Source organism: Pseudomonas sp. TH43, from assembly GCF_016650635.1.
GTDB lineage: Bacteria > Pseudomonadota > Gammaproteobacteria > Pseudomonadales > Pseudomonadaceae > Aquipseudomonas.
Genome location: NZ_JAEKFI010000003.1, coordinates 826034 through 842481 on the forward strand (window position 1 = coordinate 826034; position 16448 = coordinate 842481).

The window sequence follows — 16448 nt, forward strand, 5'->3', positions numbered from 1 at the left end:
GCCGCAGGCTGCGATCTTTTGCATTTGACTGACAGGCTGCGTAACGTGGCGGCACTTGTCTGGAGAGCCGAAGATGCGTGTTGCCCGTTCGTTAGTCCTTGTTGCCCTGCTGCCGTTGTTTGCCGCCTGCCAGTTGTTCGATGGCCAGCGAGAAAGTGCCTCGCACGTGGGGCAGACGCGGATGCAGGGGCAACTCACTGCCGCTGACGGCAAACTGGTGTTCCAGCCGTGTCAGGATCAGCGTCAACTGGTGGTCAATGACATCGGCGGCACCAGCGTCCTGCAAGAGGCCGCGACCCTTGCCGATGAGCAGGGCAAGCTGTTTGCCGATGTACGCGGGAAAGTCGCTGGCGACCGCCTCGACCTGACCCAGTTGTACCGCGTCGAGCGCTCGGGCACCGCATGCGACGATCCGAATTTTAAATTGCTGATCCTGCGTGCCGCCGGCCATGGCCCGGAATGGAACGTCAAGGTCAGCGGCAAAGGCATGGTCATCGACCGCGAAGGCCAGCCGCCACTCGCCGTGCCGTATGTTGAAGAACAATTGGGCGACGGGCGCTTCAACCTCAGCAGCGAAGCCAACAACCAGCGGATCGAGCTGTGGGTCGCGCCGCAGCGCTGCGTCGACAGCAGCACCGGCAGCGTGCAGCACATGAGCGCCGAACTGCGCATCGACGGCCAGGTGCAACGTGGCTGCGGGTATTTCGGCGGATCACGCAACGACTGAGCGTTTTAGCCTCACCGAATCCGGGCTTTGCGGCTTATAATCGCGGCCTTCAAACGCCTTGGCGCAGTTGTGCGCCCCGCGAACCCGGATCCTCGCCATGTTACGAATCACTGAACTCAAGCTGCCAATCGACCATCCCGAAGAAGACCTGCGCCCTGCCATCGTGCAGCGCCTGGGCATCGCCAGCGATGATTTGCTCGATTTCACCTTGTTCAAGCGCAGCTACGATGCGCGCAAAAAGTCCTCCGAACTCTGCTTCATCTACACCATCGACCTCAACGTACGCGACGAGGCCAAGGTGCTGGGCAAGTTCGCCGACGACCGTAACGTCAACGTGGCGCCGGATGTCAGCTATAAATTTGTCGGCCAGGCGCCAAGCGACCTGAGCCAGCGCCCGATTGTCGTCGGTTTCGGCCCGTGCGGGATCTTCGCAGGTCTGCTGCTGGCACAAATGGGCTTCAAGCCGATCGTCCTCGAACGCGGTACCGAAGTCCGTCAGCGCACCAAGGACACTTGGGGCCTGTGGCGTAAAAGCGTGCTTAACCCCGAGTCCAACGTACAGTTCGGCGAAGGCGGCGCGGGGACGTTCTCCGACGGCAAGCTGTACAGCCAGATCAAGGATCCGAAGTTCCTTGGCCGCAAAGTCCTGCACGAGTTCGTCAAGGCCGGCGCGCCGGAAGAAATCCTCTACGTCAGCAAGCCGCACATCGGTACGTTCCGTCTGACCGGCATGGTTGAAAACATGCGCGAGCAGATCCGCGAACTGGGCGGCGAAGTGCGCTTCCAGGAGCGCGTCACCGACGTACTGATCGAAGACGGCCAACTGGTCGGCGTTGAACTGGCCAGCGGTGAAACCCTGCATTCGAAACACGTGGTTCTGGCCCTCGGCCACAGTGCCCGCGACACCTTCCGCATGCTCCACGGTCGTGGCGTGTTCATGGAAGCCAAGCCGTTCTCGGTGGGTTTCCGCATCGAGCACCCACAGTCGCTGATCGACCGTGCACGACTGGGCAAATACGCCGGTCACCCGAAGTTGGGCGCCGCCGACTACAAACTGGTGCACCACGCCAAGAACGGCCGTTCGGTCTATAGCTTCTGCATGTGCCCGGGCGGTACCGTGGTCGCGGCAACTTCGGAGCCGAACCGCGTCGTCACCAACGGCATGAGCCAGTACTCGCGTAACGAGCGTAATGCCAACTCCGGCATCGTTGTCGGTATTACGCCGGAAGTCGATTATCCGGGCGGCCCACTGGCCGGGATCGAGTTGCAGGAGCGTCTGGAATCCCACGCTTTTATCCTCGGCGGCAGCGATTACAAGGCCCCGGCGCAACTGGTCGGCGATTTCATCAACGACATTCCTTCGACCGAACTGGGCGAAGTCGAGCCGTCGTACAAGCCGGGTGTGGCGTTGGGCGATCTGGCCCTGGCCCTGCCGGACTTCGCAATTGAAGCGATCCGTGAAGCGTTGCCAGCGTTCGAGAAGCAGATCCGCGGTTATTCGCTGCACGACGCGGTGTTGACCGGTATCGAGACGCGCACTTCGTCGCCGTTGCGGATTACCCGTAACGAGACGCTGCAAAGCATGAACGTCAAAGGCTTGTTCCCGGCCGGTGAAGGCGCGGGTTATGCGGGCGGTATTCTGTCGGCGGGTGTTGACGGGATTCGCATCGCTGAAGCTGTGGCTCGCGATATCCTCGGCCTGACTGACTGACTGACTGACTGACTGGCGCCACCCCCTGTAGGAGCAAGGCTTGCCCGCGAAGGCGACAGATCAGCCAGCTTAATGTTGAATCTGAATCCGTCTTCGCGGGCAAGCCTTGCTCCTACAAGGGCTGTGTCAGATGTTGGCGCGTAAAACGCTGGTCGGCAGCGCCTCGCCGCGCTCTGCGCTTGCTGCAACTGCCTCGATCAAAGCGTCCAACTCATACCCCTGCGCCTTCAGCCATTCCTGATCGTAATAGGTGTCGGCATACCGCTCGCCGCCATCGCACAGAATCGCCACGATCGATCCCGACTCCCCCGCCGCTTTCATCTGTTGCGCCGCCATCAAGGCGCCGATCAGATTGGTCCCGCTCGACCCGCCAACATGCCGCCCAAGACGCTGCGCCAGATAATGCATGGCGGCGAGTGACAAGGCGTCCGGCACCTTGACCATCGCATCGATCACCTTGGGCAGGAACGACGCTTCAACCCGTGGTCGACCAATGCCTTCAATTCGCGAGCCGCAATCGAGGCGCAAACTGGCGTCACCGGTCTGGTAGTAATCGAAGAACACCGAACGCTCGGCATCCGCGCACAGAACGCGGGTGCAGTGCTGGCGATAGCGCACGTATCGGCCAAGAGTCGCGGTGGTGCCGCCGGTGCCGGGGCTGGAAATCAGCCAGCTCGGTTCCGGGTGTTTTTCGTAGCGCATCTGCTGGAAGATCGATTCGGCGATGTTGTTGTTCGCGCGCCAGTCGGTGGCGCGCTCGGCGTAGGTGAACTGATCGATGAAGTGACCGCCATGCTCACGCGCCAGACGCTCGGATTCGGCGTAGATCTGCGTCGGATCTTTCACCAGATGGCTTTGCCCACCATAGAAGGCAATCTGCGCGATCTTCTCCTTCGACGTGGTCGCCGGCATCACCGCAATGAACGGCAAACCGAGCATGCGTGCGAAATACGCCTCGGAAATCGCCGTGGAACCGCTGGACGCCTCGATCACCGGCGCACCCGGCTTCAGCCAGCCGTTACACAGCGCGTAGAGAAACAGCGAACGCGCCAGCCGATGTTTGAGGCTGCCGGTCGGATGGCTCGACTCATCCTTGAAATACAACTCGATGCCCGCAAAACCCGGCAACGGCAAAGGGATCAGGTGGGTGTCGGCGCTGCGCTGGAAATCCGCCTCGATGATGCGGATGGCTTCACGGGCCCACTGTCGGTTGTCGCTCATGGTCATGGTTCTCGTTGGATCGGGGCAGGAGATCAGCCTCCCAGGAAGGCTCATCCGTCAGCTTAGGAAAAAACCTGCATCGCGCACAGATACAGCTGAGTCCCAATGTGTCAGGCAACTGCTAGGCTCAGCGTGGATTGAGCCAGACACCTTGTAACGACATATAACAAAAAAGAATATAACTTTTGTTTTAACAACTAACAGTACGGGTTAGGGTGTTCCACCTTTTTGACGATTCGATGGAGAGCGACCTTGCCTCTGCGTAGCACTTTCACGCGTTTCTTTCAGTTGGAAGCTGCCAGCGGTCTGTTATTGATCGCTGCGGCTGTCCTTGCTCTGGTTATCAACAATTCGCCACTGTCGTGGTTGTACACCGGTCTGCTCGATACCCCCGTGGTGGCGCAGATCGGTGCGTTGAAAATCGCTAAACCTCTATTGCTGTGGATCAACGACGGTCTGATGGCGATGTTCTTCCTGCTGATTGGTCTGGAAGTGAAGCGCGAGGTTCTCGACGGCCAGCTCTCCAAGCCCTCGCAGATCGTCCTGCCCGGCGCCGCAGCCATCGGCGGCATGCTGGTGCCGGCATTGATCTACTGGTTCCTCAACCGTGACAACCCCGCCGCCCTCGACGGCTGGGCGATCCCGACCGCCACCGACATCGCCTTCGCCCTCGGCGTACTGGCTCTGTTGGGCAAACGCGTGCCAGTGTCGTTGAAGCTGTTCCTGATGACCCTGGCGATCATCGATGACCTTGGCGCCATCGTGATCATCGCGATCTTCTACTCTGGCGAACTGTCGACCCTGTCGCTCGGCCTCGCGGCGGCGTGTATCGCGGCGCTGGTGGCGATGAACCGGCTCGGCGTGGTCAAGCTCGGGCCGTACATGATCATTGGTCTGATCCTCTGGGTTTGCGTGCTCAAGAGCGGTGTCCACGCGACGCTGGCCGGCGTGACCCTGGCGTTCTGCATTCCGCTGCGCACGAAAAACGCCGAGCCGTCGCCGCTACTGACCCTCGAACATGCGCTGCACCCGTGGGTGGCTTACGGCATTCTGCCGCTGTTCGCCTTCGCCAACGCCGGCCTGTCGCTGAGCGGCGTGACCGTCGAAAGCTTTACCCATCACGTACCGATGGGCATTGCCGTGGGCCTGCTGCTGGGCAAAACCGTCGGCGTGTTCGGCCTGACCTGGCTGGCCGTCAAGACCGGCATCGCCGCCCTGCCGCAAGGCGCCAATTGGGGCCAGGTGCTGGGCGTAGCTATCCTCTGCGGGATCGGTTTCACCATGAGCCTTTTCGTCGGTTCGCTGGCGTTTGAACCGGGTGTGAGCGACTACGCCGGGATGGACCGAATGGGCATTTTGACCGGCTCGATTCTGGCGGCGTTGATTGGTTATGCGGTAACCGCGGCGGCAAGTTGCAAGAACGCTGCACTCCCTACTGCGTAGAACACCTGTGGCGAGGGGATTTATCCCCGCTGGGCTGCGTAGCGGCCCCTGCTTTTTAAATTGAGAGCTGGGGCCTGCTGCGCAGTCCAACGGGGATAAATCCCCTCGCCACAAGTCCCGCCACGCTGATACAAAGCGACTAATCCCCACGTCTTAGAGACGCGTCCTACAGCCACAATTTTCCTGCTTCGTTAACGTTGCGCAGCCCTTTGCGAAGGGCTGTCGATGGATGAGCGAAAGGACGTTCAGTGGCTGGCAACAAGGACATTCCCCGGGTTTACAACCCACCGGAGGGCGACGGGCATCACGTCACCCATCGCTTCATGACGGCCAGCGAAATGGCCGCGCGCGACGCCAGACAAAACGCTTACGACGCCATGTTGGCGCGGCAGGAGGCTTTTGAGCGCAGTCGTGAGGTTTTGGCCAAAAAGGCCAACCCCGAGCGTGCCGGCTGCGTATTCGCCAAATCCTGCAAATTGCCGGATGCAATCACCGATTACTCGAGCCCCCCGGAGATGGTGCCGACGGACAGCCTGAAGGATTACGGCGATCTCATCCTGCTCGGTGCCCGCGAAGCCGATGAACGCGGCGCAGTGCATCTCAAGAAAATCGGTGCAACGGCCATCCCTACAGGATTTGGCGGTTTTGCGTTGGCGGGTTCGGCTTTCGAAGCGCTGCCCGCAATTGTATCCACCGCAGTGATTACGCCATTGGTGGGTCTGGTGATGGGAGCTTCAATGTTACCGAAAAGTGGGTTGCTATCATTCAGCCGTACTTTCAACATCAAATCACCCTGAGTACCAACGACTATCAAATTTCGTTTGACTACAGCTAATAGCGAAAAAAGGCTGATTGACCGTATGCGCTACCTTTCGATCACCGGATTTTTTCCTGATGAAGTTCAGGACGACTCCTTGCAATTCGAGCGGTACATCACCGGTAATGAGATGAATGAGAAAGTCGCACAACTCATTGAGTCCAAACCTGTGAGTGAACTGGAGCCTGGCGAGTTGTTATTGAGCACGGATCAAATAGCTGCTCTGGAATCTCTTCTCAACGAGAGCTTCCCGAAAGGCTTGGATTACTTCATGGGAACCTGTTTCGATTACTGACTCAACGAGCTGAAAGCAAAAAACAAAACCCCGACCAGTCACCTGATCGGGGTTTTCTTTACCCTACATTCCGCTTAGTGCGAAACGCGGCTGGTCCCGCCAACGGTGGAGATGCGCACGCGCTCGCCAACGCGGAACACTTCGTTCTCCTGAACCTGCTGCACATAGGCACGCATGCTGCCGTCGTCTTCACGCACGGTGATTTCCACGCCTTGGGTACGGGTCAGACCTTCTTCAGTCGCCGAACCGATCAGGCCGCCGGCCACGGCACCGATAACGGCAGCAACGATGCTGCCCTTGCCGCCGCCGATGGCGCTGCCGCCAACGCCGCCAACAGCAGCACCGGCGATGCCGCCGATTGGGGTCTTGGTGCCTTCGATTTTGACCGGGCGCAGGGATTCGATGGTGCCCATGCGAATCGTCTGCACGCGACGCGCTTCGTCACGGGAGTAGGAGTCACCGGTCAGGCTCGATTGGCAGCCGGTAAGCAACATCGCCATCGTGGAAAAGGAAGCAACCAGCAGAACAGACTTACGCATAGCATCAACTCCAAAGGAACATATATTCATTAAACTCCGCGGCTTGACGCGTGTCACGACGCCGCCCGGACAAATTCGGTTTCATTCAGGCGAGGTACAGACGCCTGCACTTTTCTCTGTAGAAGCCCCTACAGTAGCGCCAAATTGCGGATTCTGCGCCACCGACCCCAAGGATTTTCATGGATTACTTCATCATCGTCGTCACCACGGTCGCCGGTTTGTACTTCCATTGGTGGCTGTACGTGCGGATCAAACGCTGGATGGATCGTGATCTGGCGCTGTCACTGGCGGGCAAGGATGAGGGCAAACGCGCCTTCATGCTCGACCAGTTGGCTCACGCTCAGGCGCAGAAGATCAAACGCCGGGATCTACCGCAGTGGCTGGAGGCCGCTGCGGCAGGCTATCCCGCTCGGTAGACTGCTCAGGGTGCCAGACGTTCAAGAATCCAGTCGGCGCCCTGTAAGCGGTAGTTGAGGCGATCGTGCAGACGGCTCGGACGGCCCTGCCAGAATTCGATGCGCTCAGGCAGCAACCGATACCCGCCCCAATGTTCCGGGCAATCGGGTTGAGTATCGGAAAAACGCTGCTCAGTGGCTTTGAGCAAGTCTTCCAGTTCACCTCGCCCGTTGATCACCCGGCTTTGCGGCGATGCCCAGGCACCGAGACGGCTGCCCAGCGGACGCACCTGATAATAGGCATCGGACTCTTGCGGCGTGACCTTCACCACCCGGCCTTCGATGCGCACCTGACGTTCGAGGGTTGGCCAGAAGAAGGTCATGGCGGCAAACGGATTGGCCAGCAGGTGCTGGCCCTTGGCGCTGTCGTAGTTGGTGAAGAAAGTGAAACCCTGCTCGTCCAGGCCCTTGAGCAGCAGAATGCGGCAATGCGGACGTCCGTCCGCATCGACCGTGGCCAGAGTCATGGCGTTGGCTTCCACCGGCGCCTGCTCGGTTTTCACCGCGTCGGCGAACCAGTGGTGAAACAGCGCAAACGGCTCGGCCGGGGCTTGCGCCTCGGTCAAACCATCACGGGTGTAATCGCGACGCATATCTGCCAGAGCCTGGGTCATGGCGCATTCCTTTTCGTTAGCGGATCACTTCTTGGTGGCATCAGCGGCGGCGACTTTCTTGTCGGTCGCGGCGGCTTTGGCTGGCGTGGTTTTCTTCGCTGGAGCCTTGGCCGGTGCCTTTTTGGCTGGGGCCTTGGCGGCAGCTTTCTTCGCCGGGGCTTTTTTCGCGGCTGGCACAGCGGCTTTCTTCGCAGCAGGCGCCGGTGTTACCGGTTTGGCAGCAGGCTTGACGTCTTGCGCAGCGACCAGGGTCACTGGCGCCGGCGCCGGCATGTTGTATTTGCTCAGCAGCGCAACCATGGTGTTCTGCGGGGTCACCAGCAGTTCAACGCGACGGTTCAGAGCACGGCCTTCAACGCTGTCGTTGGCCGCACGCGGGGCTTCGGAACCCATGCCGCGCAGCATCAGGCGATCGCGCTGCAAACCACTGAGGCGGAAGATCGCCGCAATGGCCTGGGCACGTTCCTGGCTCAGTTTGATGTTGGCCGGTGCAGCACCGCTCGAGTCGCTGTGACCGAGTACCAGAACCGCGGTTTTCGGGTCGGCTTCGAGGATTTTCGCTACACGGGTGAAAGGGCCGAGGGTGACCGGCAGCAGCATTGCCGGACGATCCGGGTTGAACGAGCCTTCGACCGGTGCAGTTACGACCAGCACGTTTTCACGGCGCTCGAGTTGCAGATTGCTGTCCTTGACCGCTTCACGCAGACGCGGCTCGTAGTCATCCAGCCAGGCTTGCGTGACTTTCGGATCAGGCATCGGCACGGCTTTGGCGGTTGGCTGATCCTTGCCGCCAAACGGCCACCACCACTTGCTGCCGGTGTCGGCGTCAGCCTTGGCCACGGCGACCGGTTTCTTGGCTTCCGGTGCCACCTCAGCCTTCATGTCGGCCTTGGCCGCTTCATCATCGGAACCGAACGGCCAGTACCAAGGGTTGCTGCTTTCAGCCTTGGCCACTGGCGCAGTAGCCGCCGGTTTCAATGGAGCGACGGGGGCCGGTTCTTTCGCCGCAACCTTGTCGGAAGAACCGAACGGCCACCAACTGCCGCCGTCTGCATCGTTTTTCGGGGTCTGTGCGCAACCGGTGATCGCTACACACAGGGCCAGGGCGAGGGTCTTTTTAGATGACATTGAAAATCCACAAAATGAAGTAATGAAAAATCAGAGCACTGTCGCCCGGATAAACAGCCGTTTTGAATCAAAATTTCTCTCGAGGTTCCGACCCTGGAGCCTCAGTTGATGCTTTACAGACAAGTGGCAAGCACCCGCGCGAGCTTCTGCGCGCGCGGATCCATCAAGACGTACGGCCCAAGGGTATTTGTCACAAAACCAAACGCGACATCATGCTCAGGGTCAGCAAAACCGATGGAGCCGCCCGCGCCCGGATGACCGAACGCCCGCGGGCCGAGGCCGTAGGTAGCATTGGGTACGTCAGGTTGATCGAGCATGCAGCCCAGACCGAAACGGGTGCGGGTCAGCAGGGTTTTGTCCTCGCCGATACTGTGCTCGCGGGTCAGCTCTTCGAGCATGTCGCTTTCGAGCAGGCTGCCATCGAGTAAACCGGCGTAGAACCCGGCCAGACTGCGCGCATTACCGTGGCCGTTGGCCGCCGGTTGCTGCATGCGTCGCCATTCCGGTTTGTTGGTGCTGGTGAGCACCGACGGTGGATTGGTAAAGGCGCGGGTGGTCATGGCAGCAGGTTCACGCAGGGTGACTTGCAGCAGGCGTTGCGCGGCGGCATCGCCAGCGTTGCCTTTGCATCGGGCGATGTGCGCGACACGATGAAACTCCTCATCGGCCAGACCGACGTGAAAGTCCAGGCCCAACGGTTTGGCGACGCGAGCAACGATGGATTCGCCCGGTCCGCGGCCGTCGGCGCGCCGTAGCAATTCACCAATCAGCCAGCCGTAGGTGATCGCGGCGTAACCGTGACCGGTGCCCGGCGTCCACCACGGTGCTTCGGCCGCGAGGGCGTCGACCATGGTTTGCCAGTCGTACAGGGCTTCGGGGGCCAGCAGTTCGCGCAGAGCCGGCAAACCGGCCTGATGGCAGAGCAATTGGCGCAAGGTAACGGATTCTTTACCGGCGGCGGCGAATTCTGGCCAGTAACCCGCGACCGGAACATCCAGTTGCAACTTGCCTTCGGCGACCAGTTGCAGCGCGGTGACGGCGGTAAAGGTTTTGGTGCAGGAGAACAGGTTGGCGATGGTGTCGCTGTGCCAGGCCTCGGCCCCGTCCTTGTCGGCGGTACCGGACCAGAGGTCGAGGACGGTTTCCCCGCCGACCTGAATGCACAAGGCTGCGCCGCGTTCCTGGGGATCGTCGAACAGTGCGGCGAAAGCGTCGCGCACCGCTTCGAATTGAAGCTCGTAATGTCCCTGAATCTGCACCCGCAACTCCCCCGCGAAAACGCTCTACAAAGTGGCCCGCATTGTTCCAGCCCTTGAGGGATTTGGGAACAGTGGCGGGCTAGACGGTTATTTCGGAATTTTCGTTGAGACGGCTGACGCCTTCGCGAGCAGGCTCGCTCCCTCAGCAGATCGTCAGTGATATAGAGATCCAGTGCGGGAGCGAGCCTGCTCGGCGGCGTTCCGACGAAGAACGAAAACGCGGTGCCTCAGGACTCAGTGACCATTGCCTGAGTGCCCGCCGGCATGCCCTGCGCCCGGCCCCTTGCCGGCCTCACCCTTGCGCCCGCCCTCAGCTTCGTGACCGGCCGCAGTGGGCGCTTTCTCAGCCTCTTTACCCAACTGATCAATCGCCTGCAAATTACTCTTGCGCACGGTCTCGACAAAACCCTGATACGGCAGATCTGTCACACCGACCAAGCCGAAATGACCATTCTCACCATCCAGCAGACGCCCGGTCACCGGTTGATCCAGGTACTGGAACCAATGCACACCGACAATCGACGGTTCGCTCAACGCCTGTTTAAGGAAGTTGGCGTACGCCGGGCCACGGTCTTCTTCCTTGGCCAATTGCGTCACGCCGCCCCAGAACGGGCCACGATCAGCGGAGCCAAAGTTGAACTCGGTGATCAATACCGGCTTGTCCAAGGCCCGCAGTGCGGCGAAGTCATAGCCATCCTGAGGCTTGAGGGTGTACATGTTGAAGCTCAGCACGTCGCAATATTGAGCGCACGAGGCCACGGCTTCCGGAGTGCTGAGGGCGAAACGACCGCCAAGCAGCAACTGGTTCGGCGCGTGCCATTTCAGCGAGTCGGAAATGGTTTTGAAGTAGGTGTCGGCGAAGACTTTCTGGAAGTATTTGAAGTCGGCCTCGATTTCCGGGTGTTCCGCGCTCGGCAGCGGTGGTTCGAAGCCCGGATCTTCCATCAACTCCCACGCCGGCAGGTCAATGCCCCACGCCTTCGACAGACCAGCCTGATTGCGGTACTTGTCGCGCAACTGCTTGAGAAATGCACGCTTGGCGGGCACGTCGGTGGTCATTTTCAATGTGCCGTAAGCCAGTGCGTAGCGCGATTTCGGATCATCGCCGGCCCCTGCCCAGGCCAACTCGTTGTCGGCGAAGTAACCAATCAACCACGGATCGTCGCGGTGATCGCGGGCCGCAATGGCCACCGCGCGCTCGGTGGCCATGGCAAAACGTGGATCGAACGGATCGGGCATCGCGCCCCACCAATCGTTACCGGTGCTGATGCTGGTGTAGTCGCCGACGATCGACAATGGCAAGGTGTACGGCACACGCTCGGCGTCACCAAGCGCCTCGGCGCTCCAGTTGCCGACAGTATTGAAGCCCCAGGCTTGCAGGCGATCGAGGGTGTGGCTCGCCCACTTCTGCTCATCGACCGTGGCTTTGCATGGCGCGGCAACGGCTTCAACAGCGGCTTTTTCAGCCGTTGCCGCCACCGCATCGGTTTTCGCCGCTTCGGCGACACCGGCTTTCGCTTCGCTCGACTCTGTCGCAGGTTCGGCGGCCTTCACTGCCGTTTGTTCCACCGCGTCAGCCTTGGCCGCTTCTGCGATTCCCGCCTTTTGGTCGCTGTCAGCGTGGCAGGGTTCGCCGTAAACCCGTTGCAGGTTGGCGCCATAGAAGTCGTACCAGCGCCCGTTGCCGTAACCACGGCCTTGATCGGCGCCGTTGCCGCCTCGGTTATCGCCTTCGCCGAAGTGGCTGGCGAGTGGCTCGCCGGGTTTTGGCAGGGATTCAAACATCCACTCGCGACCGGCCACGTAGGTCTGATTGACCTCCGGACTGACCGTATTGACGCCAAGGGAATAGAACGGGTGCCCCTCGGGCGTGACCAGATACCAGCGACCGTCACGCTTTTCCGTACGGAAGAAGCCGCTGGCCTTGAACGCAGGGCCTTTGTTCCAGCCACCGAATTTGTCCAGCGAGGATTTTTCGCGCTCGGCCAGCCAGGTTTTCAGCTGCTGCTGTTCCCTGGCAGTAGCGGATTTGAGTTGTTCGTCGGAGCTGACCTTTTCCGGCCACTTGCTGCGGGTCGACTGCCCGTAAGCGTCGACAAGATTGCCGTACACCGCCTGAGTTGCATCGCCATCCTGCACACCGAAACGTTCCAGCAGCAGGCTCTGGGCAACTTTTGGCTGATCCATCGAGAGGCTCACCGATACCACTTGGCTGCGATCGATTTCACCGCTGCTACTGGCCAGCAGAATGCGCTGGCCATCGACGGTCATCGGCATTGGCGGGCCGGCCTTCATGCCCTGACTCAGCGGCGTCGACGCCACCAGTGGCACCAACAAGGTTTGCGCCGGGCCGGCCGGCAGGTCGACGCGGCTGACCAGCGTCTTGCCGTCATTGCTCTGGATTTGCACGTAGACCGTCACGGCCCAGTTCATCGCACTCTGCAAACGCAGGGTCATCATGCCGGACTGCGACCAGTCCCAAGCGCCGGTTTGCGGGGTCAGACGCAAGGTTGGCCGCGCCACCGGGTTGAACGTCACCCGACGCAATACTTCGCCTTCGGCCGTTTGCTCGGCGTTGGCTTGCGGCAGATCAGCGTTTTCGGTGGCGATTTTCACTACGTCAGCGGGGCGGACAAAGTTGAACAGAGTCTGCTGACCGGCGGGCGCCGCGAGCAGCGGCGCAGCGAAGATCAAGGCGAATACGGCAGGCAACGAACGGCGAATCATAAGAACGGAGTTCTCCCTAACGACCAACATTGGCCAATGAAAAAGCGATGGCAGAGAGATAGACAGCACGGCGGGCAAAACTGCCCACCGATGTCTCAGGATATTTCACGACGGAATGGCGGCAACGCATTGAGGATTGCCTTGCCGTAACGCTGGGTGACCAGACGTCGATCAAGCAAGGTGATCGTGCCGCGGTCTTCCTCGGTGCGCAGCAAGCGGCCGCAGGCCTGCACCAGCTTCAGCGATGCGTCGGGCACGGAGATTTCCATGAACGGATTGCCACCGCGCGCCTCGATCCACTCGGACAAGGCTGCCTCGACTGGATCATCCGGCACCGAGAACGGGATCTTGGCGATCACCACGTGCTCGCAGTAGGCACCCGGCAAGTCGACGCCTTCGGCAAAACTGGCCAGACCGAACAGCACACTGGAATCACCGCCATCGACTCGTGCCTTGTGCTTGTTCAGGGTTTCCTGTTTCGACAGGTTGCCTTGAATGAACACTTGCTTGCGCCAGTCGCGATCGAGGCCGTCGAACACGTCCTGCATCTGTTTACGCGAGGAGAACAGCACCAGCGTGCCCCGCGAGCCTTCGACCAGATCCGGCAACTCACGAATGATCGCCGCCGTATGGGCGGCCGCATCGCGCGGGTCAGCCTTGAGATCCGGTACTCGCAATACACCGGCATCAGCATGGTGGAACGGACTCGGCACCACGGCGGTGACGGCTTTTTTCGGCAGGCCGGCGCGCATGCGAAAACGGTCGAAGGTGCCCAGCGCAGTCAGGGTTGCCGAGGTCACCAGACAGCCGTAAGCCACGTTCCACAGGCTGCGGCGCAAGGTTTCGGCGGCAAGAATCGGGCTGGCGTTGACCTCGATGTCGAACAGCGAACCGCTTTCGGCCAGGGTCAGCCAACGCGCCATCGGCGGGCTGTCTTCCGGGTCTTCGGCGGTGAACGCCGTCCACAATTCCCAGTTGCCCGAGGCACGGGACAACAGGCTGCCGAACAGCGGATACCACTCTTCGGCCTGATTACTGGCAATGCCAATGTTGACCTCACCGTCCATACCTTCCTTGAGCAGGTCGGTCAGGCGGGTGAACAGATCATTGAGACGCGAGAAGCCTTTTTTCAGCTCGATGCCCATTTCGCGCATGTGCTCGGGAATCACCCCGGCGATGAAGCGATGACGCGGCCGCTCACGGCCCTCGACATCTTCGCCGGGTTTGAAATCGGCAACCTGCTCGCAGGCGCTGAACATGAACTGCTGCTGAGCCTTGATCTCGCGCGCCAGCTCCGGCACTTGCTCGATCAACTTGCCGAGATCGCCCGGCAACGGATGCTGGGCCAGCAGTTTGGTGAGGTTCTTGGCGGTGGTTTCCAGCCAGTCGGCAGTGGAGCGCAGGCGCGTGTAATGGGCGAAGTGGCCGATGGCCTTGTCCGGCAGGTGGTGACCTTCGTCGAACACGTAAATGGTGTCGCGCGGATCGGGCAAAACAGCACCGCCGCCCAACGCCAGGTCAGCCAGCACCATGTCGTGGTTGGTGACGATCACGTCGACCTTGCCCATGCCTTCGCGAGCTTTGTAAAAGGCGCACTGGCCGAAGTTCGGGCAATGGCGGTTGGTGCACTGGCTGTGATCGGTGGTCAGGCGCGCCCAATCAGCATCTTCCAGCGCGGTCGACCAACTGTCGCGATCGCCGTCCCATTTATTGCCGGCGAGTTTCTCGATCATGCTGGTGAAGAGCTTCTGACTGGCCTCATCGACCTCTATCTTGAAGCCTTCTTCTTCGAACAGCTGCGCAGTGGCGGTTTGCGCGTGGCCTTCCTGCAGCAGCATGTCGAGCTTGGACAGGCACATGTAGCGGCCACGACCCTTGGCCAACGCGAAGGTGAAGTTCAGCCCGCTATTGCGCATCAGGTCGGGCAAATCCTTGTAGACGATTTGCTCTTGCAGGGCCACGGTAGCGGTGGCAATCACCAGGCGTTTGCCGGCCAGTTTCGCGGTAGGAATCGCCGCCAGACTGTAAGCCACTGTCTTGCCCGTACCGGTGCCGGCTTCCACCGCGACAATCGCGGGGTCGCCACTGCGCCGGCCTTCGTCGTCGGTGTCGATATCCCCGAGGACTTTCGCGATTTCGGCGATCATCAGGCGCTGGCCGTAACGCGGCTTAAGGCTCTTGGCCTCTAGAAAACGCGAGTAGGCGCCCTGGATCGTGGTTTTGAGTTCAGTGCTGATCATTGAGTGTCGGGCGCAAAAACGCTGGATAAATTTTCAGTGGTTCGGTTCGGCGGCTATCATACCCCGCGAATCGATCCTGCGCAGAACGGAGTACCCCAATGACACTTTTTAGCCTCGTTTATCCCCTGCATGTGCTGTCCGCCCTGGTCTGGGTCGGCGGCATGTTTTTCGCCTGGATGGTCCTGCGCCCCGCGGCTGTGAAGGCCTTGGACGGCCCTGCCCGACTGACGTTGTGGGTGGAAGTGTTTCAAGGTTTTTTCCGCTGGGTCTGGGTCGCGGTAATCCTGTTGCCGATCAGTGGCGTGGGCATGTTGCATTTGCAGCAGGTCGGTTTTGAGACAGCGCCGAAATATGTGCAAGTGATGATCGGGTTGTACGTGGTGATGACGGCGCTGTTTATCCGCATTCAGGGCTTGATGCTGCCGGAACTGCGCACGGCAGTCGAAGCGAAGGACTGGCCGGCAGGTGCGGCGCTGCTGAGGCGGATTCGCCGGGTGGTGGGGCTTAATCTGATTGTCGGGCTGGTGCTGGTGGCGATTGCGGCGGCAAGACCGATGATCTGAAAATCAAAAGCCCCTCACCCTAACCCTCTCCCGGAGGGAGAGGGAACTGAATGGGGAATATTCCAGAGTTACGCCGACTTGAGAGATTTTCTCTAAATCCATAATCGACACGGTTTTTCAGGTCGGTGGATAGCCTGAGTCACCTCGCCCTCTCCCGGAGGGAGAGGGAACTGAATGGGGGATATTCCAGAGTTACGCCGACTTGAGAGATTTTCTCTAAATCCATAATTGACACGGTTTTTCAGGTCGATGGCTAGCCTGAGTCACCTTGCCCTCTCCCGGAGGGAGAGGGCACCAATGGGGGATATTCCAGAGTTACGCCGACTTGAGAGATTTTCTCTGAATCCATAATCGACAAGGTTTTTCAGGTCGATGGATAGCCTGAGTTACCTCGCCCTCTCCCGGAGGGAGAGGGACTGAATGGGGGATATTCCAGAGTTACGCCGACTTGAGAGATTTTCTCTGAATCCATGATCGACACGGTTTTTCAGGTCGATGGATAGCCTGAGTCACCTCGCCCTCTCCCGGAGGGAGAGGGAACTGAATGGGGGATATTCCAGAGTTACGCCGACTTGAGAGATTTTCTCCGAATCCATAATCGACACGGTTTTTCAGGTCGATGGATAGCCTGAGTCACCTCGCCCTAACCCTCTCCCGGAGGGAGAGGGACTGAATGGGGGATATTCCAGAGTTACGCCGACTTGAGAGA

14 protein-coding genes and 1 pseudogene are annotated in these 16448 nt (G+C 60.1%); 8 read left to right on the top strand and 7 right to left on the bottom strand.

Annotated features, from left to right (window positions below; all coding sequences use genetic code 11):
- Nucleotides 1–73 precede the first annotated feature (73 nt).
- A complete protein-coding gene (locus tag JFT81_RS13365) occupies nucleotides 74–727 on the top strand; it encodes a hypothetical protein (protein WP_201227671.1) in 654 nt (217 codons plus the stop codon).
- A gap of 97 nt (nucleotides 728–824) precedes the next feature.
- The gene (locus JFT81_RS13370) at nucleotides 825–2438 is read left to right on the top strand and encodes an NAD(P)/FAD-dependent oxidoreductase (protein ID WP_201227672.1); all 1614 of its coding nucleotides are present in this window, start codon (nucleotides 825–827) and stop codon (nucleotides 2436–2438) included.
- Nucleotides 2439–2564: 126 nt separating this feature from the next.
- On the opposite strand, the gene JFT81_RS13375 is transcribed toward JFT81_RS13370, so the two are convergent.
- Nucleotides 2565–3665 (bottom strand): PLP-dependent cysteine synthase family protein, encoded by a 1101-nt coding sequence (locus JFT81_RS13375; RefSeq protein WP_201227673.1) that lies wholly within the window; start codon nucleotides 3663–3665, stop codon nucleotides 2565–2567.
- 246 nt (nucleotides 3666–3911) lie between these two features.
- Between JFT81_RS13375 and nhaA the strand changes: the two genes are divergently transcribed.
- The 4 genes and pseudogenes from nhaA (at nucleotide 3912) to JFT81_RS13395 (ending at nucleotide 6214) form a co-directional block, all read left to right on the top strand.
- Nucleotides 3912–5102 (top strand): Na+/H+ antiporter NhaA, encoded by a 1191-nt coding sequence (gene nhaA, locus JFT81_RS13380; RefSeq protein ID WP_201227674.1) that lies wholly within the window; start codon nucleotides 3912–3914, stop codon nucleotides 5100–5102.
- Between the two features lie 248 nt (nucleotides 5103–5350).
- Nucleotides 5351–5839, top strand: a pseudogene (locus JFT81_RS13385) (toxin); the annotation flags it as partial.
- Nucleotides 5840–5865: 26 nt separating this feature from the next.
- The gene (locus JFT81_RS29450; RefSeq protein WP_347340486.1) at nucleotides 5866–5937 is read left to right on the top strand and encodes a hypothetical protein; all 72 of its coding nucleotides are present in this window, start codon (nucleotides 5866–5868) and stop codon (nucleotides 5935–5937) included.
- Nucleotides 5938–5962: 25 nt separating this feature from the next.
- The gene (locus JFT81_RS13395; RefSeq protein WP_201201267.1) at nucleotides 5963–6214 is read left to right on the top strand and encodes a pyocin S6 family toxin immunity protein; all 252 of its coding nucleotides are present in this window, start codon (nucleotides 5963–5965) and stop codon (nucleotides 6212–6214) included.
- A 74-nt stretch (nucleotides 6215–6288) separates the two neighbouring features.
- Here the strand turns inward: JFT81_RS13395 and JFT81_RS13400 are convergent, their stop codons facing one another.
- The gene (locus JFT81_RS13400) at nucleotides 6289–6753 is read right to left on the bottom strand and encodes a glycine zipper 2TM domain-containing protein (RefSeq protein WP_008086349.1); all 465 of its coding nucleotides are present in this window, start codon (nucleotides 6751–6753) and stop codon (nucleotides 6289–6291) included.
- A 179-nt stretch (nucleotides 6754–6932) separates the two neighbouring features.
- Here JFT81_RS13400 and JFT81_RS13405 point away from each other — a divergent pair, with 179 nt between their 5' ends.
- A complete protein-coding gene (locus JFT81_RS13405) occupies nucleotides 6933–7169 on the top strand; it encodes a hypothetical protein (protein ID WP_201227675.1) in 237 nt (78 codons plus the stop codon).
- A gap of 5 nt (nucleotides 7170–7174) precedes the next feature.
- Here JFT81_RS13405 and pdxH read toward each other — a convergent pair whose 3' ends face one another.
- The 5 genes from pdxH to dinG form a co-directional block, all read right to left on the bottom strand.
- Nucleotides 7175–7822, bottom strand: a complete 648-nt coding sequence (gene pdxH, locus JFT81_RS13410) for a pyridoxamine 5'-phosphate oxidase (RefSeq protein ID WP_201227676.1) — start codon at nucleotides 7820–7822, stop codon at nucleotides 7175–7177.
- Nucleotides 7823–7846: 24 nt separating this feature from the next.
- On the bottom strand, nucleotides 7847–8950 hold the full coding sequence (locus JFT81_RS13415) for an OmpA family protein (RefSeq protein WP_201227677.1): 1104 nt from the start codon (nucleotides 8948–8950) through the stop codon (nucleotides 7847–7849).
- 113 nt (nucleotides 8951–9063) lie between these two features.
- A complete protein-coding gene (locus tag JFT81_RS13420) occupies nucleotides 9064–10209 on the bottom strand; it encodes a serine hydrolase domain-containing protein (RefSeq protein WP_201227678.1) in 1146 nt (381 codons plus the stop codon).
- A gap of 234 nt (nucleotides 10210–10443) precedes the next feature.
- The gene (locus JFT81_RS13425) at nucleotides 10444–12936 is read right to left on the bottom strand and encodes a beta-galactosidase (protein WP_201227679.1); all 2493 of its coding nucleotides are present in this window, start codon (nucleotides 12934–12936) and stop codon (nucleotides 10444–10446) included.
- 95 nt (nucleotides 12937–13031) lie between these two features.
- Nucleotides 13032–15176, bottom strand: coding sequence for an ATP-dependent DNA helicase DinG (gene dinG, locus JFT81_RS13430; protein ID WP_201227680.1), 2145 nt, complete (start codon nucleotides 15174–15176; stop codon nucleotides 13032–13034).
- Between the two features lie 98 nt (nucleotides 15177–15274).
- Here dinG and JFT81_RS13435 point away from each other — a divergent pair, with 98 nt between their 5' ends.
- Nucleotides 15275–15739, top strand: a complete 465-nt coding sequence (locus tag JFT81_RS13435) for a DUF2269 family protein (RefSeq protein WP_201227681.1) — start codon at nucleotides 15275–15277, stop codon at nucleotides 15737–15739.
- Nucleotides 15740–16448 lie beyond the last annotated feature (709 nt).